At 66.6% G+C, this 17,999-nt stretch carries 17 protein-coding genes; 11 read left to right on the top strand and 6 right to left on the bottom strand.

All coding sequences use genetic code 11. The features are described 5' to 3' along the window. Nucleotides 1–90 precede the first annotated feature (90 nt). From OU682_RS10390 to pqqA, 6 genes are all read right to left on the bottom strand, one after another. Nucleotides 91–864, bottom strand: coding sequence for a quinoprotein dehydrogenase-associated SoxYZ-like carrier (locus OU682_RS10390; RefSeq protein ID WP_268942037.1), 774 nt, complete (start codon nt 862–864; stop codon nt 91–93). Nucleotides 865–866: 2 nt separating this feature from the next. Then, complete coding sequence (pqqE, locus tag OU682_RS10395; RefSeq protein ID WP_268942038.1) at nt 867–2,003, bottom strand: pyrroloquinoline quinone biosynthesis protein PqqE; 1,137 nt, start codon at nt 2,001–2,003, stop codon at nt 867–869. Continuing rightward, entirely contained in the window at nt 2,000–2,320 is a 321-nt protein-coding gene (gene pqqD / locus OU682_RS10400) for a pyrroloquinoline quinone biosynthesis peptide chaperone PqqD (protein ID WP_268942040.1), read from the bottom strand. The genes pqqE and pqqD overlap by 4 nt, the downstream gene beginning before the upstream one ends. Beyond that, nucleotides 2,317–3,078, bottom strand: a complete 762-nt coding sequence (gene pqqC / locus OU682_RS10405) for a pyrroloquinoline-quinone synthase PqqC (protein WP_268942041.1) — start codon at nt 3,076–3,078, stop codon at nt 2,317–2,319. Before pqqC ends, pqqD begins: the two co-directional genes overlap by 4 nt. After that, nucleotides 3,075–3,956: a pyrroloquinoline quinone biosynthesis protein PqqB gene (gene pqqB, locus OU682_RS10410; RefSeq protein ID WP_268942043.1), complete on the bottom strand. Its 882-nt coding sequence runs from the start codon at nt 3,954–3,956 to the stop codon at nt 3,075–3,077. The genes pqqC and pqqB overlap by 4 nt, the downstream gene beginning before the upstream one ends. 71 nt (nt 3,957–4,027) lie before the next feature. Then, nucleotides 4,028–4,120, bottom strand: coding sequence for a pyrroloquinoline quinone precursor peptide PqqA (gene pqqA / locus OU682_RS10415; protein WP_076522366.1), 93 nt, complete (start codon nt 4,118–4,120; stop codon nt 4,028–4,030). Nucleotides 4,121–4,253: 133 nt separating this feature from the next. Here pqqA and OU682_RS10420 point away from each other — a divergent pair, with 133 nt between their 5' ends. The 11 genes from OU682_RS10420 to argC all read left to right on the top strand — a co-directional run bounded on the left by OU682_RS10420 (nt 4,254) and on the right by argC (nt 17,909). Then, nucleotides 4,254–5,312, top strand: a complete 1,059-nt coding sequence (locus OU682_RS10420; protein WP_268942044.1) for a quinoprotein relay system zinc metallohydrolase 2 — start codon at nt 4,254–4,256, stop codon at nt 5,310–5,312. A gap of 86 nt (nt 5,313–5,398) precedes the next feature. Then, nucleotides 5,399–6,754: an ABC transporter substrate-binding protein gene (locus tag OU682_RS10425; RefSeq protein WP_371832231.1), complete on the top strand. Its 1,356-nt coding sequence runs from the start codon at nt 5,399–5,401 to the stop codon at nt 6,752–6,754. A gap of 58 nt (nt 6,755–6,812) precedes the next feature. Continuing rightward, nucleotides 6,813–7,808, top strand: a complete 996-nt coding sequence (locus OU682_RS10430) for a carbohydrate ABC transporter permease (protein ID WP_268942045.1) — start codon at nt 6,813–6,815, stop codon at nt 7,806–7,808. Beyond that, entirely contained in the window at nt 7,808–8,941 is a 1,134-nt protein-coding gene (locus tag OU682_RS10435) for a carbohydrate ABC transporter permease (protein WP_268942046.1), read from the top strand. The genes OU682_RS10430 and OU682_RS10435 overlap by 1 nt, the downstream gene beginning before the upstream one ends. 102 nt (nt 8,942–9,043) lie before the next feature. Continuing rightward, nucleotides 9,044–10,195, top strand: coding sequence for an ABC transporter ATP-binding protein (locus OU682_RS10440; protein ID WP_268942047.1), 1,152 nt, complete (start codon nt 9,044–9,046; stop codon nt 10,193–10,195). Nucleotides 10,196–10,318: 123 nt separating this feature from the next. Then, nucleotides 10,319–12,754: a membrane-bound PQQ-dependent dehydrogenase, glucose/quinate/shikimate family gene (locus tag OU682_RS10445; RefSeq protein WP_268942048.1), complete on the top strand. Its 2,436-nt coding sequence runs from the start codon at nt 10,319–10,321 to the stop codon at nt 12,752–12,754. Nucleotides 12,755–12,821: 67 nt separating this feature from the next. Then, the gene (locus tag OU682_RS10450; RefSeq protein WP_268942049.1) at nt 12,822–13,766 is read left to right on the top strand and encodes a GAF domain-containing protein; all 945 of its coding nucleotides are present in this window, start codon (nt 12,822–12,824) and stop codon (nt 13,764–13,766) included. 125 nt (nt 13,767–13,891) lie between these two features. Continuing rightward, entirely contained in the window at nt 13,892–15,418 is a 1,527-nt protein-coding gene (gene adh / locus OU682_RS10455) for an aldehyde dehydrogenase (RefSeq protein WP_268942050.1), read from the top strand. Nucleotides 15,419–15,544: 126 nt separating this feature from the next. Then, the gene (locus tag OU682_RS10460; protein WP_268942051.1) at nt 15,545–16,603 is read left to right on the top strand and encodes a DNA topoisomerase IB; all 1,059 of its coding nucleotides are present in this window, start codon (nt 15,545–15,547) and stop codon (nt 16,601–16,603) included. Beyond that, the gene (locus OU682_RS10465; protein WP_268942052.1) at nt 16,600–16,929 is read left to right on the top strand and encodes a DUF779 domain-containing protein; all 330 of its coding nucleotides are present in this window, start codon (nt 16,600–16,602) and stop codon (nt 16,927–16,929) included. The genes OU682_RS10460 and OU682_RS10465 overlap by 4 nt, the downstream gene beginning before the upstream one ends. A gap of 68 nt (nt 16,930–16,997) precedes the next feature. After that, nucleotides 16,998–17,909, top strand: coding sequence for an N-acetyl-gamma-glutamyl-phosphate reductase (argC, locus tag OU682_RS10470; RefSeq protein ID WP_268942053.1), 912 nt, complete (start codon nt 16,998–17,000; stop codon nt 17,907–17,909). Nucleotides 17,910–17,999: the final 90 nt, after the last annotated feature.

A 17,999-nucleotide genomic window follows, 5' to 3' on the forward strand; every position in this document is an offset into this window, starting at 1 on the left:
TCGGAAGATTGTAGGGGAGCGGCGCAGCAAAGCAAGCCTGCATCTGCGACCAATGTCGGAGAACAGGTCAAAGCCCGAGAAGGCGAGCGGTCATCCGCCCGCGGCGAATTCCTGGTCCCAGACATTGCCGTCGGTATCCTCGACATGCACGCGGATCGGCTGGCCGTTGGGCTGATAGGCGAAGCGGAACACCGGATCCTCGCTGATCGAGATCCCGGCTTGAAGGGCGAACAGCAGGTCCTCGCCCTGGCGCACGTCCAGCCGGTCGATGAAATGGGCAGGGATGGTCAGCAGCGTCAGCTGGTCGCGCTGCAGGCCCGAAAAGTTCGGGTGCCGGATCATCAGCGTGCCGATCTGGCGGCCGTCCTCCTGGCCTGCGCGCCAGCGCATCTGGCCCATGGTCTCGCGGACCGCCGCCATGTCCTTGCCGGCAGGGGCCGAGCAGCCCCCCGAGGCCTTGACGAAGCGGCCCGCCATCACCTGGCTGCCATTTCCCACATTGGCGATGGCGCGGACATCGGAATAGCTGTCCACGCGGACGCGGAATTCGAAGTCCAGCGGCATCATCGCGGGGCCGAAGGTATATTCGGCGGCCACGGGGGCCGGGTTCTCGTCGATGACAAGGGTCACCGCCTCGACCGCCGGGGCGCCGTGCGGCTGCGTCAGGCGGATCGGGACGATCGCGGCCTCATGCGCGCGGATCGGCGCCTCCATGTCCAGGACGCCGATGTCCTGCGGCACATCGGAGGCAAGGCCCAGGACCGATTCCTTCAGGTCCTGCCATGTTGCCGAGTTCTGCAACGGGTTTTCCTGCGCCGCGACGGGACTGGCCAGCAGCATTGCGGCGACAAACAGGCCTTTCATGGCTATTCTCCTTTCCTCATGCGGCGATAGATGAAATCGGCGGTATCAGCCCCCGCATCGGCTTCGGCGCGGGCCACGACATCGGCGTGGAAGGGCGACAGCGAACAAACGGGATCCGTCGCCCGCGCGTCGCCCGCAAGCGCCATGGCCTGGCAGCGGCAGCCGCCGAAGTCGATGGTCTTGCGGGCGCAACTCTGGCAGGGCTCGGGCATCCAGGCGGTGCCGCGAAAGGCGTTGAAGCTGTCCGACAGGTGCCAGATATCGGCAAGGTCACGGTCGCGGGCGTTCTCGAAGCGCATCCAGCCGATCGACTGCGCGGCGTGGCAGGGCAGGACCGTGCCGTCGGGCGCGACGTTCAGCCCGGTCGAGCCCCAGCCCCCCATGCAGGCCTTGGGATAGATGGCGTGATGGTCGGCGGGGACATAGTCGATGACCATGCGGCCCCGCAGGCGGATGCGCGCGTCGTTCACCACCTGGCGCGCGAAGGCCGCCTGTTCGCGCGTGGGCATCAGCGCCTTGCGGTTCAGGTCCGCCCAGCCGTGGAACTGCACGGTCGCGACCTCGATCCGCCGCGCGCCCAGGGTTTCGGCCAGCTCGATCATCTCGGGCAGGCGTTCCAGGTTCTGGCGGTGGACCACGGCATTGATGGTCAGCGGAAAGCCGATCTCGCGCACCCAGTCGGCAAAGACCATCTTCTTGTCCCAGGATCCGGGATGGCCGCTGATCCGGTCGGCCATGTCGGGGCGGATGCCCTGCAGGGACAGCTGCACGTGATCGACGCCCGCGCGGTCCAGTTCCTCCAGGCGCTCGCGGGTGATGCCGATGCCCGACGTGATCAGGTTGACGTAAAGACCGGCATCCCGCGCGTGGGCCACGATCTGCGCCAGATCGCGCCGCGCGCCGGGTTCCCCGCCCGAGACATGGACCTGCAGGACGCCCAGATCGGCCGCCTGCCGGAAGACGCGCCCCCATTCGTCGGCGGTCATCTCGCCTTGGGCGCGGGTAAGCTCGACCGGGTTGGAGCAATAAGGGCAGGCCAGGGGGCAGCGATGCGTGATCTCGGCCAGCATGGCCATGGGCAAGCCGGGGGTGACGGGGTTGCCGTCCAGGTCGCGGGGTTGGCTCAACTGATCCTTCATGGATGCCCCCTGACGAACACCATCCGCCGTTCGATCAGCCCGGTCAGGAAGTCGCGCACATCGCCGGCGATCTGGTCGGGTGGCGCATTATAGCGCGCCGCGAGGTCGTTGACGATGGCGCCCATGCTGCGCGTGCCGTCCAGTTCCGACAGGATCGCATCGCCGATAGCGTCCAGCTGCATCGCCCGTTCCGGAGCCTGCAACACGCGGATGCCGCGAACCCGATCGTCGGCCAGCCGGACCCCGCGCGGCAGATAGGGAATGTCGTCGGGGGCGATCAGAGGGGCTGGCCGAAGGGGCGCTGGCTGGGCGTTCATGATGCCATCCCCTCTCCAGGTTGCCAGGCGCCTGGCGGGATGTTGCCCTCGACATAGCCGTGCCACAGCGCATCGAGCTGCGCCCAGAGCACGTCGGTCTTGAAGATCAGCGCCGCCGCCGCCGCGTCCTGTTTTTCCTTGGTGTCGGCATGGGTCAGGACGTAATCCAGCCCGAACTTCACATCCTCGGGCGCCTCGGTCAGGCGTTTCCTGAAATAAGACAGGCTGCTGTCATCGGCGAATTCGTAATGCGCCAGCAGCCCCTCGATCCGCTGGGCGTGGATTTTCGGCGCAAAGAGTTCCGTCAGGCTGGCCGCCACTGCATCCAGCAAGGGCATGTCGCGGACAAAGCGGACATAGGCATCGACCGCGAACCGCGTGGCGGGCATGATCCCCACGCCACTGGCGACATAATCCGGGTCCAGCCCCACGGCCTTTGCCAAGGCCAGCCAGCGCCGGATGCCGCCGCCTTCGGCCACGGTGCCATCGTGATCCTCGATCCGCTTGCGCCAGTGGCGGCGCAGGTCGGGATCCTCGACGCGCGACATGAAGGCCGCGTCCTTCATGGGGATGCGCGACTGATACATCCAGCGGTTGATGACCCAGGCCCGAACCTCGTCGGGGGTGCAGTATCCGCCGTGCAGGCGTTCGTGAAAAGGGTGGCGGTCGTGGTAGCGCTCGGCGCCGATGGCGCGCAAACGGGCCTCGAACTCCTCGCGGGACTGGGCCTGGCCCGGTTGGTCAATGGCGTCCTTCACAGCGTGATCTCCATCCCGTCGCGGCCGACCTGCCAGCCGCTGGCCACCGCCTGTTGCGTCTGCGTGCTGCCCGGATCGGTCAGCGGGTTCGAGTTGTTCAGGTGAAGAAAGACCCGCCGCCCCAAGGGCACGTCCTTCAGCGCCACGAGCGTCTGGACCACCGGCATATGGCCCATGCGGCGTCCGGTCTTCCGGCCCAGGCCCAAGCGGATCATCTCGTCATCCTCCCAAAGGGTTCCGTCGAACATCAGAAGGTCGGCCCCGGCAATGCGGCGGACCAGCCAGTCCGGCAGTTCGGCGCAACCCGGAATATAAAGCGCGCGGCGCCCCCGGGCTGTCAATTCCACGCCCACGGTCGTCTCGCCCACCAACCCCGTCTCGACCACGGCGCCTTCCTGGTAAAGCGGCACCTTGCCCGGCACCGCGAACAGCGTGGCCATCAGCCCCGGCGCGATCTCGACCGTCTGGTCCAGGGCCAGGGGTTTTCGCGCCACCAGATCGTCCCGCAAGGCCCCCAGCATCGGGTTTCCGGCCAGCGCCTCGTGGATCACGGGCGTCGCCCACAGCGCGAAGGACTGGCTTTCCCGCAGGGTCAGCAGCCCCGCCACATGGTCGATATCGCCATTCGTCAACAGGACAGATCGCAAGGGCAGGTCCCGCAGCCCTGTCGGATGCAGCGCCGGCGTCGCCGCCAGTTGCACCCGGATATCGGGCGAGGCGTTCAGGATCGCCCAAGTTTGCCCATCCGCGCTGACGGCGACCGAGCTTTGTGTCATGGCCGGTATCCGTCCGGCCCGCGCGGCGTTGCAATTGTCGCAGCCGCAATTCCATTGCGGCAGGCCACCGCCCGCCGCCGCGCCCAGCACGATGATCCTCATGATGCTCCTGACGAAAAAACCCCGCCCGATTGCGTCGGACGGGGCCGTCTACGATGCCTGAAGCCTGCGCCTCAGAACAGGACCGGTTCGTCCTCGGCCGGGGCGTACATGTTGATTTCCATGCCGCAGGCGATTTCCTTCAGGGTAGGTTTCGTCCAAGCCATGCAGTCCTCCTCCAAACTCCATGCCGCACATCTGGCGACTGTTTATTATGTTAGACGAGAGACAACACGTTTCAACACGACTAAGGTCGCAGGTAACAAAAAGTTAATGCGCGGCAACTGTTAACGGGAAGATATGGCAATGTTCTTCGCCATTTTATCCGCATGTCTTGCGACAGATTTCCCGGCCTGCGGCCCGGTGATGCTGGCGGGCCAGCCCTTCGCAAGCCAGGAACAATGCGAGGCGGAAGCGCCACGAATCGCAGCGGACTGGCTTGCGGATCACCCCGCCCTGGTCCGGGACGGCCTGCATTGCGCAGCCCCGGGCGACCTGCCCGCCCTGCCGGTGCAGCAGGTCGCCGAGGGCATCCATGTCCACCTGGGCCAGACGGTGCAGTTCGAGGACAGCCCCGACGGCTGGATCGCCAACCTGGGCTTCGTGATCGGCCGGGACAGCATCGCGGTCATCGACGCCGGGGCCTCGCGCCAGCAGGCGCAGGCGCTGCTGGCGGCTATCCGGCGGATCAGCGACAAGCCGATCACCCACCTGATCATCACCCACATGCATCCCGACCACGCCCTCGGCGCCGCCGTCTTTGCCGAGGCAGGGGCGACCATCGTGGGTCATGCGCGGCTGGGCCAGGCCATGCAGGCGCGCGGGCCGGTCTATGTGGACAATCTCATCCGGCTTTATGGTCCCGGGCCGATGATCGGCACGCAGGTGGTGCTGCCCGATGTCACGGTCGCGGAAAGCCTGGATCTGGATCTGGGCGGGCGCATCCTGACGCTGACCGCCGCGAGCCCCGCCCACAGCGACAACGACCTGACGGTTCTGGACCGTGCGACGGGCACGCTGTTTGCGGGCGATCTTGTCTTTCGCGAACTGACGCCCATCGTCGATGGGTCGTTGCCCGGCTGGCTGACCTGGATGGATGCGGCGCAGGACGCGGGTCCCATCGTGCCGGGCCACGGCCCGGTGGCGCGGAACTGGCCCGAGGCCATCGGCGCGCAGCAGGATTTCCTGACGGCGCTGGACCAGGCCGTGCGCGATGCCTTGGATGCGGGGCTGCCCATGTCCCAGGCGGTTCCCGCCATTGTCCAGTCGCTGCAGCCCTTTGCTGGGGGCTGGAACTCGTTTCCCGACTCGGTCGCGCGCGATGCCACGGCTGCCTTCAAGGAGCTGGAATGGGAGTAAGGATTTGACACAACTACCCGTTTCCTGTGACGATCACGCCAACGGCTCGCACAATGGTTGCGAAAGCCAAGGGGAGGGGGGAAGACGTGAAGCATCGGTTCTGCATCACCGTGGCCTTGGCCGCGCTGGTGGCCGGGGGCGCGCAAGCGCAGCTGGTCATCGAAAAGAACAGCGACGACCGCATCAACTGGAAAAGCCTGGAGGACTTCGGCGCGGCCCATGCCGACCTGAAGGGGCAGAGCGTGACGATCCTGGCGCCCTGGCTGGGCGCGGACCAGGCGCTGTTCACCTCGATCACCGCCTATTTCGAGGATGCCACCGGGGCGACCGTCAACTATTCCGGGTCGAACAGCTTCGAGCAGCAGATCGTCATCGACAGCGAGGCCGGATCGCCGCCCGACATCGCCGTGCTGCCGCAACCGGGCCTGGCCGCCGAACTGGCCGCCAAGGGGTATCTCAAGGACCTGGGCGATGAAACCAGCCAGTGGGTCAAGGACAATTATGCCGCGGGCGAAAGCTGGGCCGCGCTTGGCACCTATGCGGGCCAGGACGGGGCCGAGCGTTTCTTCGCCTTTCCCTACAAGGCCGACGTGAAGTCGCTGGTCTGGTATGTGCCGGAGAACTTCGAGGATGCCGGCTACGAGATCCCCGAAACCTACGAGGAGCTGAAGGCGCTGACCGAACAGATCGCCGCCGACGGCGAGGTGCCCTGGTGCATCGGCCTGGCCTCGGGCGGCGCGACCGGCTGGCCCGCGACCGACTGGGTCGAGGATCTGATGCTGCGCCTGAACACCCCCGAGGATTACGACGGCTGGACCACCAACGCGCTGGCCTTCAACGATCCCAAGGTCGTCAAGGCCATCGAGGAATTCGGCTGGTTCGCCAAGAATGCCGATTTCGTCGCCGGCGGTCCGGCCTCGGTCGCCTCGAACGATTTCCGCGAAAGCCCCGCCGGACTGTTTGAAAGCCCGCCGGGCTGCTACATGCACCGCCAGGCCAGCTTCATCCCGTCCTTCTTTCCCGAAGGCACGGTCGAGGGCGAGGATTACGATTTCTTCTATTTCCCCGCGCCGGCCGATGGCAGCCTGGGCCAGCCCGTCCTGGGCGGCGGCACGCTGTTCGGCGTCTTTACCGACAACCCGGTGGCCCTGGCCTTCATCGACTTCCTGAAGACACCCGCCGTGCATGAGCTGTGGATGGCGCAATCGGGTTTCACCACGCCCCATACCGGCGTGAACATGGAGGCCTATGCCAGCGAGACGCAGCGCAAGATGGGCCAGATCCTGCTGGACGCCACCACCTTCCGCTTCGACGGGTCGGACCTGATGCCCGGCGCGGTCGGCGCGGGCGCCTTCTGGACCGGCATGGTCGACTTCGTGGGCGGCGCATCCGCGCAGGAGGTCGCGGACCGCATCCAGCAGACCTGGGCCACGCTGAAATGATGCCTTGGCGCGGCGGCCTGACCGCCGCGCCCCGTCGCGACTTCGGAGGGCTATCGGCATGGAACTGTTCTGGCTGGCTGTCGGCACCATCGCGGTCGGCGTCTTTGGCTGCGTGGCCTGGTTCTGGGGATCGAACTGGATCCTCGACCGCATCTATCCCCCGCGCGGCTTGAATGCCGGGGACAACATCCGCAAGGCCAACCAGATCCGGCCCTGGCTGTTCCTAGGCCCGGCGATCCTGTTCCTGACCGCCTATCTGGTTTATCCGATCTTCGACAGCCTGTGGCGCTCGGTCCACAACGCGCGCGGCACGGATTTCGTGGGCCCGTCGAACTATGCCTGGCTGATGGGCGACGGCAAGTTCCGCGAATCCATGCGCAACAACCTGGTCTGGCTGCTGGTGGTGCCGGCGCTGTCCACGTTGTTCGGGCTGCTCGCGGCGCAGCTGACCGACCGGCTGAAATGGGGCAACATTGGCAAGTCGCTGATCTTCATGCCCATGGCCATCAGCTTTGTCGGTGCGGGGGTCATCTGGAAGTTCATCTATGAATACCGCGAGCCGGGCGAAAACCAGATCGGCCTGCTGAACGCCATCGTGCAGGCGCTTGGCGGCGATCCGCAGCTGTGGCTGACGCTGATCCCCTGGAACAACCTCTTCCTGATGATCGTGCTGGTCTGGATCCAGACCGGTTTCGCCATGGTGATCCTGTCCGCCGCCCTGCGCGGCATCCCCGAGGAAACCATCGAGGCGGCGATCCTGGACGGCGCATCGCCCTGGCAGGTGTTCTTCAAGATCAAGGTGCCGCAGATCATGGGCACCATCGCGGTGGTCTGGACCACCGTCACCATCGTGGTGCTCAAGGTCTTCGACATCGTCTTCGTGATGACCAACGGGCAATGGGGCACGCAGGTGCTGGCCAACCTGATGTATGACTGGATGTTCCGCGGCACGCCCGACTATGGCCGCGGATCGGCCATCGCCATCGTGCTGATGGCGCTGGTGACCCCCATCATGATCTGGAACATCGTCAACGCCCAGCGGGAGGTGCGCTGATGGAAGGCATGGCCGGGCAGAAATCGGGGCTGGTCTGGGCGGTCAACATCGCCGCCTTCCTGCTGGTCCTGCTGTGGACCATCCCGACGCTGGGGCTTCTGGTGTCGTCGTTCCGCGACCGCGACCAGATCCTGACTTCGGGCTGGTGGCAGTCCTTTTCCCCGCAAGAGGCCACGGGCTTCGTGCGCACGGGCACGGGCGACGACGCGGTCCAGCAGGATGGGCTGTATGTAATCGAGGGCACCGTGCTGGAGGAGGGGCAGACCCTGATCGGCTGGGGCACCCGCGCGCGAGAGCCTGCCGCCTTTGAGCCGGGCGAGACGGCCGAGATCGGCGATGGCTGGCAGGTCACCGTGGCCGAGGATGGCACCTATCGCATGACCTCGCCCACGCCCTTCGAGATGCGCAGGGGAGAGCGGATCTTCGTCACCACCGGCGCCCCCGCCCGGCTGACGACCGAGAACTACAACCGCGTCCTGACCGCCGAAGGCCTGGGCCGCGCCTTCATGAACACCCTGACGGTGACGATCCCCGCGACCGTGATCCCGATCCTGATCGCGGCCTTCGCGGCCTATGCCCTGGCCTGGATGGAGTTTCCGGGCCGTGCGCTTCTGACTGCGGCCGTGGTGGGCCTTCTGGTCGTGCCCCTGCAGGTGGCGTTGATCCCGCTGCTGCGGCTGCACAACGAACTGGGCATCGGCAAGGGCTATCTGGGCATCTGGCTGGCCCATACCGGCTTCGGCCTGCCGCTCGCGATCTATCTTTTGCGCAACTACATGGTCGGCCTGCCGCGCGAGGTGATCGAAAGCGCCCGCGTGGACGGTGCGACCGAATTCCAGATCTTCCGCAGGATCATCCTGCCGCTGTCCTTCCCGGCGCTGGCCAGCTTCGCGATCTTCCAGTTCCTGTGGGTCTGGAACGACCTGCTTGTCGCCACCGTCTTCCTTGGCAACACCAGGGAGCAACTGGTCATGACCGGCGTGCTGCGCGAATTGATGGGGTCGAAGGGCGGGGAATGGGAGGTCCTTGCCACCTCGGCCTTCATCTCCATCGCGGTGCCGCTGGTCGTGTTCTTCGCGATGCAGAAATATCTGGTCCGCGGGTTGCTGGCCGGATCCGTGAAAGGGGGATGACTTGGCGGAAGCGAAAGGCGACCGGGGGAAAGGCGAGGCTTTGACGGAGCCCGTGGCAGGTACGGATTATCGAGGGATATCCACAAGAAGAGGGGGGAGCCGATGGCCGATCTGACACTGGCCGGTGTGGCCAAGTCCTATGGCGAGGTGCATGTCCTCAAAGACATCAACCTGGACATCGCATCGGGCGAATTCATCGTCTTCGTCGGCCCCTCGGGCTGCGGCAAGTCCACCCTTCTGCGGATGATCGCGGGACTGGAAAGGATCAGCGCCGGCACGCTGGCCATCGATGGGCAGCGGATGAACGACATCCCGCCCAGCCAGCGCGGCATCGCGATGGTGTTCCAGTCCTATGCGCTTTATCCGCACATGACGGTGCGCGACAACATGGCCTTTGCGCTGAAGATCGCGGGCAAGTCCCGGGCCGAGGTGCAGGAGGCCACCGACCGCGCCGGCCGGATGCTGCAGCTGACCCCCTATCTGGACCGCCTGCCCAAGGCGCTGTCGGGCGGGCAGCGCCAGCGGGTCGCCATCGGGCGCGCCATCGTGCGCGACCCCAAGGTCTATCTGTTCGACGAGCCGCTGTCGAACCTGGACGCCGCGCTGCGGGTCGCGACCCGGATCGAGATCGCGCAGCTGAAGGCCGCCATGCCCGACCGCACGATGATCTATGTCACCCATGACCAGACCGAGGCGATGACGCTGGCCGACCGCATCGTGGTGCTGGCGGGTGGCGGCATCGCCCAGGTCGGCGCGCCGCTGGAACTGTATGAACGCCCGGTCAACGAATTCGTCGCAGGGTTCATCGGCAGCCCGGCCATGAACCTGCTGCCGGGGCGCGTGACCGCCACGGGGCCCCTGACCACCGTGCAGCTGGATGGCGGCGGCATCGCGCAGGTGGCGATCCCGACCCGCGCGGGCGACGAAGGAATGCGCGTCAACCTGGGCGTCCGCCCCGAGGACATGCGCGAAACCGATGGTCCCGCGATCTTCGAAGGGACCGTGGATCTGACCGAGGCCCTGGGCGAGGTGACGCTGCTCTATTTCGGCACGCGCGGCGAGGGGGTGCCGGTCATCGCCAAGCTGCCGGGCATCCATCCCGGCCTGACCGGGCGGGTGGTGCGCCTGACCGCCGACCCGGCTGCGCTGCACCTGTTCCATGACGGCCGGTCGCTGCTTTATCGCGACGGGGTGGAGCTGCCACCCTACCAGCCGCGCGCATCGGCGGGCATGGCCATGCAGCCTCCGGCCTGACCGCCGGAACCGCCGGCCAGCGGGTTGCCCATAAGCTGCCTGCGCAGATTGCATGTCCGGCTTTCCGAATTTGTCTGGAACCATGGGCTTCCGTTCCGGTTCGGTGCGGAAAAGGGGACAGGCATGCGCATCATCATCACATTGGCTTTCGCCGTCATCGGCGCCGCTCTTCTGGCAGGAGGCGTCTATCTTGCGACCCTGGACGGAAGCCCCTTCATCGCCTTTTCGGGGGCGGTGCTGCTGCTTGTCGCGGTGCTGACCATCTTGCGAAGCCCTCATGCCCGTTGGGTTTATGCGGCCTTCCTGATCGTTCTGGCAATCTGGTCATGGCTCGATTCCGGCTATGACTGGTGGGCGCTCGCATCCCGCATGGGGATGTTCCTGGTCTTGGGGCTGCTGCTTCTGCTGCCGACCGGCGCGCCGCGCAACCGGCCGGCCTGGGTGGCGCTGCTGGCCGTGACGGGTATCGCCGGCATCGGCCTGCTGGGCAGTCTTGCGACCGACCCGCACGAAACCTCCGGTGCGCTTCCCGACCAGATCGCGAATGCCGAGCCCGACATGGGCCCGCCCGGCGGACCCGAGGATTGGCTGGCCTATGGCCGGACCAGTTACGGCCAGCGCTTCTCGCCCCTGGACCAGATCACCGCCGAGAACGTCGGATCGCTGGAAACCGCCTGGACCTACCGGACGGGCGACGTGCGCCTGCCCGAGGACACGGATGAGACGACCTATCAGGCAACCCCGATCAAGGTCGGCAATACCCTGTACCTGTGCACGCCCCATAACTGGCTGGTGGCGCTTGATGCCGATACCGGGGCCGAACGCTGGGTCTACAAGGCGGCCATCGGCCCCTTGAGCCAGCGCCAGCACCAGACCTGCCGGGGCGTCAGCTATTGGCCGGGGGAAGGAGGGGCGCCCGCCCCTGCCACCGCCCCTGCCGCCGCGCCGACGCCAGTGCCTGCGGCTGCCGTGCTGCCCGCCGCGACCGACCATCCGCAAAGCCCCGCCGTCAGCGCCGATGCGCAATCGTCCGGTCCCTGCACCGACCGCATCTTCATGCCGACCTCGGACGCGCACATGCTGGCGCTGAACCCCGAGACCGGCCAGCTTTGCAGCGATTTCGCGGACAACGGCGCGCTGAACCTGATCCACAACATGCCCTTCCGGCAGGCAGGGTTCTATTACTCGACCTCTCCGCCCGTCATCGTGGGCAATGCCCTGGTCGTCGGTGGCGCGGTCAACGACAACTACGATGTGAATGCCCCCTCGGGCGTGATCCGGGCCTATGACGTGCGCGACGGGCGGCTGCTGTGGAACTGGGATTCCGGCAATCCCGCCGCGACCGCCCCCTTTGACGTCAACGATCCGAACCAGACCTATACGCCGTCCTCGCCGAACAGCTGGGCGCCGCTGTCGGCGGATCCCGCGCTTGGGCTGGTCTATGTGCCGATGGGCAACCGCACGCCGGACCAACTGGGCATGTTCCGCAACGATGCCGAGGAAACCTATTCCAGTTCGGTGGTGGCGCTGGATGCCGCCACGGGCCAGGCCCGCTGGGTCCGACAGTTCGTCCATCACGACCTGTGGGACATGGATACCCCCGCGCAGCCCACGCTGCTGGATCTGGACATGCCGGATGGCCGGGTGCCCGCGCTGGTGGTGCCGACCAAGCAGGGCGACATCTATGTGCTGAACCGCCAGACGGGCGAGCCGATCCTGCCCGTCACCGAGCGCCCCGCACCCCAGGGCACCGTCCCCGAGGATTTCGCAGCTCCCACCCAGCCCGTCTCGGCCCTGAGCTTCGAGCCCGAGCCGCTGACCGAATCGAAGATGTGGGGCGCGACCCTGGTCGACCAGATGCTGTGCCGGATCCAGTTCCGCAAGCTGCGCTACGAAGGGCGCTATACCCCCCCGTCGCTGCAGGGCAGCCTTGTCCATCCCGGCAACTTCGGCGTCTTCAACTGGGGCGGCATCGCCGTGGACCCGCGCCGGCAGGTCATGTTCGGGATGCCGCTGCAACTGGCCTTTACCTCGCGCCTGGTGCCGGCAGAGCAGGCCGAGGGACGGGCGACCAATTCGGGCGAGCAGGGCCTCAATTCGAACACGGGCGCGCCCTATGCCGTGGCCATGGGGCCGTTCCTGTCGCCCCTCGGCGTGCCCTGCCAGCAGCCGCCCTGGGGCTTCGTCGCGGGCGCCGACCTGCGCACCGGAGAGATCGCCTGGAAGCACCGCAACGGCACGACCCGCGACATGAGCCCGGTTCCGCTCGCCTTGCGGCTGGGAATGCCGGGGATCGGCGGGCCGGTCATCACCGGGTCCGGCGTCGTCTTCATGGGCGCAGCGGTGGACAACTACCTGCGCGCCTATGACCTGACCACCGGAGAGGAACTGTGGCGCGGGCGCCTGCCGGCGGGCGGGCAGGCCACGCCGATGACCTATCTGGACAGCCAGGGCCGCCAGATGGTGGTGCTGGTCGCGGGCGGCCACGGCTCGATCGGGACGGACCTGGGCGATCACGTGCTGGCCTGGCGGCTGCCTGCCGGCGGGGCCAGCAATTAGCGCTTGGTCGAAGGGCATCGCTGCGTGCTATAATGGGCGTTACCGACCGAGGAGGAGCCGGCCCGGTATGCGTCACGCTGATCATGTCGCAAGAGAGTCGCAGTCGAATTCCGCGACCTCGGCCCTTGCCGCGTCCTGGCGGCGGTCGCTGCTGAAGCATGGGCTTGACCCGTCCGACGCGCGTCGCCCGGAACGGCTGACCCTTGAGGAACTGTCCCGCCGCCGGCAGGCGATGGAGCATTTCCTGCGCGTCGCCGCGCCCCAGCTGGACCAGCTGTTCAATCTGGTCTGCCTGTCGGGCTGCAACGTCCTGCTGACAGACGCCGATGGCGTGGTGATGGACCAGCGGGTGAATGCCGCGGATGCCGAGCAGTTCCGGGATTGGGGGCTCTGGCAGGGGGCCGACTGGTCCGAGGCCGCGCAGGGCACCAACGGCATCGGCACCTGCCTGGCCGAGGGGCGGCAGGTCACCATCCATCGCGGCGAACATTTCCACACCCGCAACACCGCCATGTCCTGCATGGACGCGCCGATCTGGGGTCCCGACGGGCGGCTGCTGGCGGCCCTGGATGTCAGCAGCGCCCGCGCCGACCAGACCGAACGATACAACCGCCTGATCTCGGCCCAGGTGGCGCAGACCGCCAAGGCCATCGAGGCGGTGTTCTTCCGCGCAAGCTTTCCCGGGGCCCGGATCGTCGCGCCCGACGACACGGCTGACGCCGCGGTGCTGCTGGCGGTGGACAATGACGACCTGGCCATCGGCGCGACCCGTGCCGCGCGCCGGGTCCTGGGCCTGGAACGCGAAGGCGCGTTCCGCCCGCGGCCGGCCGCCGACCTGTTGGGCCGCGACGACGACCTGACCGGCTTCGACAAGGGCGAACGGGCCGCCCTGGTACGGGCGCTTGCGCGGGCGGACGGCAATGTCTCGGCCGCGGCGCGCGCCCTGGGGATCGGGCGGGCCACCATGTATCGCCGCATGGCACGGCTGGGGCTGGTCGAAAAAAGCGGCTGACTGTCTCACCGCTGAGACAAACCCGGCGTCGTGGCGGAACGGCCCCGTTGCAACGAATCATCCCCGAGGCAAACCTCCACCCATGCCGAAGAGGGAGACTTCGGGCACGTTGAGGAGGAAAAAAGATGCCGAACGACCAGACGCACGAGTTCAAGGGCGTGGGCGTTATGCCCTTTGCCAAGCGTTACGACAACTTCATCGGCGGGCAGTGGACCGCGCCGAAATCCGGCCGCTATTTCACCAACACCACCCCCATCACCGGTGCCGAGATCGGCGAGATCGCCCGCTCGAACGCCGACGACATCGAGGCGGCGCTGGATGCAGCCCATGCCGCCAAGGACAAGTGGGGCCAGACCTCGGCCGCCGAGCGGTCGCTGATCCTGAACCGCATCGCCGACCGGATCGAGCAGAACCTGGAACTGCTGGCCACGGCGGAAACCTGGGACAACGGCAAGCCGATCCGCGAAACGATGGCCGCCGACCTGCCGCTGGCCGTCGATCATTTCCGCTATTTCGCCGGTGTCCTGCGCGCGCAGGAAGGCGGGATTTCGGAGATCGATCACGACACCGTCGCCTATCACTTCCATGAACCGCTGGGTGTCGTGGGCCAGATCATCCCTTGGAACTTTCCGCTGCTGATGGCGGTGTGGAAGCTGGCCCCGGCCCTTGCCGCCGGGAACTGCGTGGTGCTGAAGCCTGCCGAACAGACCCCGGCCACCATCATGGTCTTTGCCGACCTGATCTCTGACCTGCTGCCGCCGGGCGTCCTGAACATCGTCAACGGCTTCGGTCTGGAAGCCGGCAAGCCGCTGGCGTCCAATCCGCGGATCGCCAAGATCGCCTTTACCGGGGAAACCACCACCGGCCGGCTGATCATGCAATACGCGTCCGAGAACCTCATCCCGGTAACGCTGGAACTGGGCGGCAAGTCCCCCAACATCTTCTTCGAGGATGTCGCGCGCGAGGATGACGATTTCTTCGACAAGGCGATCGAGGGCTTCGTGATGTTCGCGCTGAACCAGGGCGAGGTTTGCACCTGCCCGTCGCGCGCGCTGATCCACGAATCGATCTACGACCGCTTCATGGAGCGCGCCCTGAAGCGCGTCGAGGCAATCAAGCAGGGCGACCCGCGCGACGCCGCGACCATGATCGGCGCCCAGGCCAGCAGCGAGCAGAAGGAAAAGATCCTTTCCTACTTCGACATCGGCCGCAAGGAAGGGGCCGAGGTTCTGATCGGCGGCGAGGCGGCAGACCACGGCGGCGAACTGTCGGGCGGCTACTACATCAAGCCGACCGTGTTCCGCGGCAACAACAAGATGCGCGTCTTCCAGGAGGAAATCTTCGGTCCCGTGGTATCGGTAACCACCTTCAAGGACCAGGACGAGGCGCTGTCGATCGCCAATGACACGCTTTACGGCCTGGGCGCGGGCATCTGGTCGCGCGAGGCCAATACCTGCTACCGCTTCGGCCGCGCGATCAAGGCGGGCCGGGTCTGGACCAACTGCTATCACGCCTATCCGGCCCATGCGGCCTTTGGCGGCTACAAGCAGTCGGGCATCGGGCGCGAGAACCACAAGATGATGCTGGACCACTATCAGCAGACCAAGAACATGCTGGTCAGCTACAGCCCGAAGAAGCTGGGCTTCTTCTGAAAACGGGCAGGCCGGGCAACCGGCCTGCAATGCCGCGCCCGGCGGGGCGTCTCGGACCTTCCCCTTGGGCGCAACCATCCGCCGGGCGCGGCGTTGAACCGGAAGCAATTGCTTCCGGTTCTCGCCATGCCCAAAGACGCTGTCATTTCCGACCCGCGCGATGCCGCCAAAGAGGCGGGACTGGTTTATGTCAACGACGACATGCCGGGGATCACGCGCAGGAAATCGGGCAAGGGCTTTTCCTACTGGGGCCCGGACGGACGCGCCATCACCGACAAGGCGGAACGCCAGCGGCTGGCCTCTCTGGCGATCCCGCCCGCCTATACCGATGTCTGGATCTGCCCCGATCCGCGCGGCCATATCCAGGCGACGGGCCGCGACGACAAGGGACGCAAGCAGTATCGCTATCACCCCGATTTCCGCGCGGTCCGCGACAGCGCCAAATACGACCACATGCTGGAATTCGCCCATGCCTTGCCGCAGATCCGCGCGCGGGTCGATCAGGACATGTCCCGGCGCGGAATGCCGGCCGAGAAGGTGCTGGCAACGGTTGTCCATCTGCTGGAAAACACCATGATCCGCGTGGGCAATGCCGATTATGTCAAGCAGAACAAGTCCCACGGGCTGACCACCCTGCGCGACAGGCATGTCAGCTTCGAGGGCAACGAGGTCCGCTTCCGCTTCAAGGGCAAATCCGGCAAGGAATGGAACCTGGGTCTGCGCGACCGCCGCGTGGCCCGGATCGTGCGCGCAGCCCAGGACATTCCCGGCCAGCACCTGTTCCAGTATCTGGACGAGGATGGCGAACGGCAGAAGGTCACCTCGACCGAGGTGAACGCCTATCTGCGCGACATCTCGGGCCAGAACGTCACCGCCAAGGATTTCCGCACCTGGACGGGCACGGTGCTGGCCGCCCTGGCCCTTGCCGAATACGAGAAATGCGACAGCCAGGCCGCCGCCAAGCGCAATATCCGCGATGCGATCGAGCGGGTTTCCAGCCGTCTTGGCAACACGCCCACGATATGCCGCAAGTGCTATATCCACCCGCAGGTGATCGACGCCTATCTGGCCGACGAACTGAAGCTGGAATTGCGCGAGGAAATCGAGGAGGATCTGCAACAGCCCGGCCTGCGTCCCGAGGAGCGGCAGGTGCTGGAGTTCCTGAAGAAAAGGTTGAAGGCATGAGCACGGTCACAGCCACCCCCGCCGCCCTTGATCTGATCGCCGAGATCGTGGCCGATCACGGCCCGGTCCTGTTCCACCAGTCGGGCGGCTGCTGCGACGGATCCTCGCCCATGTGCTATCCGCAGGGCGATTTCCGCGTCGGCGAACGCGACGTCAAGCTGGGCGAGATCGGCGGCGCGCCCTTCTACATCAGCGCATCCCAGGCCGAGGCCTGGGCGCATACCGACCTGATCATCGACGTGGTGCCGGGTCGCGGCGGCATGTTCAGCCTGGACAACGGGCGCGAGAAACGCTTCCTGACCCGGTCGGAAATCTGTTCGATCTGACCCACGGGCCGATTGGCAAGGACAGGGGCCTTCCCCTATAACTCCGCCGTAATCTGCGGAGATCGGTCATGGCATACAGCGTTTTCATCGATGGCGAGGCGGGCACCACGGGCCTGCAGATCCGCGAGCGGCTGGAGCCGCGCGATGACATCCGCCTGATCCCTATCGACCCCGAACGCCGCAAGGACGCCAATGCCCGGCGCGAGGCCTTCCGCCAAGCCGACGTGGCCATCCTGTGCCTGCCCGACGAGGCCGCGCGCGAGGCGGTGGAACTGGCGCGCGACCTGGACGTGCGGATCATCGACGCCTCGACCGCGCACCGGGTGGACGAACGCTGGGCCTTCGGTTTCGCGGAACTGGACGCGGGCGCCCGCGACCGGATCGCCGCGGCCCGGCGGGTCAGCAATCCTGGCTGCTATTCCACCGGCGCCATCGCCATCATCGCCCCCCTGGTCGCGGCAGGCCTGATCGAGCCGTCCGAGCCGCTGTCGATCAACGCCGTCAGCGGCTATACCGGAGGCGGCAAGGCGCTGATCGCGGAATACGAAGACGGCGTGGCCCCGGCCCATTTCGTCTATGGCCTGAACCAGCGCCACAAGCATATCCCCGAGATCATGGTCCATGCGGGGCTGACCCGGCAGCCGATCTTCGCGCCCTCGGTGGGCAATTTCGCGCAGGGCATGGCCGTGCAGGTGCCGCTGTTCCTTGACGCGCAGCGGACGCTGGAACGGCTGACCCAGGCCTTGGCCGATCATTATGACGGCCAGCGCTTCGTCGAGGTCCTGGACGGCACCGCGTCCCGCATCGTGCCGACCGACCTGAACGGCACCAACATGCTGCGCATCACCGTCCAGGGCGATGCGGACAATGGCTGCGCCACGGTTGTGGCGGTGCTGGACAACCTGGGCAAGGGGGCGTCGGGCGCGGCGGTCCAGAACCTCAACATCATGCTGGGCGTGGACGAGGCGGCCAGCCTCTGATCGCGCGGGGGCGGGTCTGCGACAGCCGCCCCCGCATCATGGGGGCGGTTCGCCATACCGTGCCGGGGCCGCGATCCGCCTGAGGGCCGT

It is taken from the genome of Paracoccus benzoatiresistens, assembly GCF_026913015.1.
In the GTDB taxonomy this organism is placed as follows: domain Bacteria; phylum Pseudomonadota; class Alphaproteobacteria; order Rhodobacterales; family Rhodobacteraceae; genus Paracoccus; species Paracoccus benzoatiresistens.

What these genes read in the sequence shown, in the direction of transcription:
- argC (WP_268942053.1), top strand. Translation starts at nt 16,998, where the DNA reads ATGGCATACAGCGTTTTCATCGATGGCGAGGCGGGCACCACGGGCCTG.
- OU682_RS10445 (WP_268942048.1), top strand. Translation starts at nt 10,319, where the DNA reads ATGCGCATCATCATCACATTGGCTTTCGCCGTCATCGGCGCCGCTCTT.
- OU682_RS10465 (WP_268942052.1), top strand. Translation starts at nt 16,600, where the DNA reads ATGAGCACGGTCACAGCCACCCCCGCCGCCCTTGATCTGATCGCCGAG.
- pqqE (WP_268942038.1), bottom strand. Translation starts at nt 2,003, where the DNA reads ATGAAGGATCAGTTGAGCCAACCCCGCGACCTGGACGGCAACCCCGTC.
- OU682_RS10435 (WP_268942046.1), top strand. Translation starts at nt 7,808, where the DNA reads ATGGAAGGCATGGCCGGGCAGAAATCGGGGCTGGTCTGGGCGGTCAAC.
- OU682_RS10450 (WP_268942049.1), top strand. Translation starts at nt 12,822, where the DNA reads ATGCGTCACGCTGATCATGTCGCAAGAGAGTCGCAGTCGAATTCCGCG.
- pqqB (WP_268942043.1), bottom strand. Translation starts at nt 3,956, where the DNA reads ATGAGGATCATCGTGCTGGGCGCGGCGGCGGGCGGTGGCCTGCCGCAA.
- OU682_RS10420 (WP_268942044.1), top strand. Translation starts at nt 4,254, where the DNA reads ATGGCAATGTTCTTCGCCATTTTATCCGCATGTCTTGCGACAGATTTC.
- pqqD (WP_268942040.1), bottom strand. Translation starts at nt 2,320, where the DNA reads ATGAACGCCCAGCCAGCGCCCCTTCGGCCAGCCCCTCTGATCGCCCCC.
- OU682_RS10440 (WP_268942047.1), top strand. Translation starts at nt 9,044, where the DNA reads ATGGCCGATCTGACACTGGCCGGTGTGGCCAAGTCCTATGGCGAGGTG.
- OU682_RS10390 (WP_268942037.1), bottom strand. Translation starts at nt 864, where the DNA reads ATGAAAGGCCTGTTTGTCGCCGCAATGCTGCTGGCCAGTCCCGTCGCG.
- OU682_RS10460 (WP_268942051.1), top strand. Translation starts at nt 15,545, where the DNA reads ATGCCCAAAGACGCTGTCATTTCCGACCCGCGCGATGCCGCCAAAGAG.
- adh (WP_268942050.1), top strand. Translation starts at nt 13,892, where the DNA reads ATGCCGAACGACCAGACGCACGAGTTCAAGGGCGTGGGCGTTATGCCC.
- OU682_RS10430 (WP_268942045.1), top strand. Translation starts at nt 6,813, where the DNA reads ATGGAACTGTTCTGGCTGGCTGTCGGCACCATCGCGGTCGGCGTCTTT.
- pqqA (WP_076522366.1), bottom strand. Translation starts at nt 4,120, where the DNA reads ATGGCTTGGACGAAACCTACCCTGAAGGAAATCGCCTGCGGCATGGAA.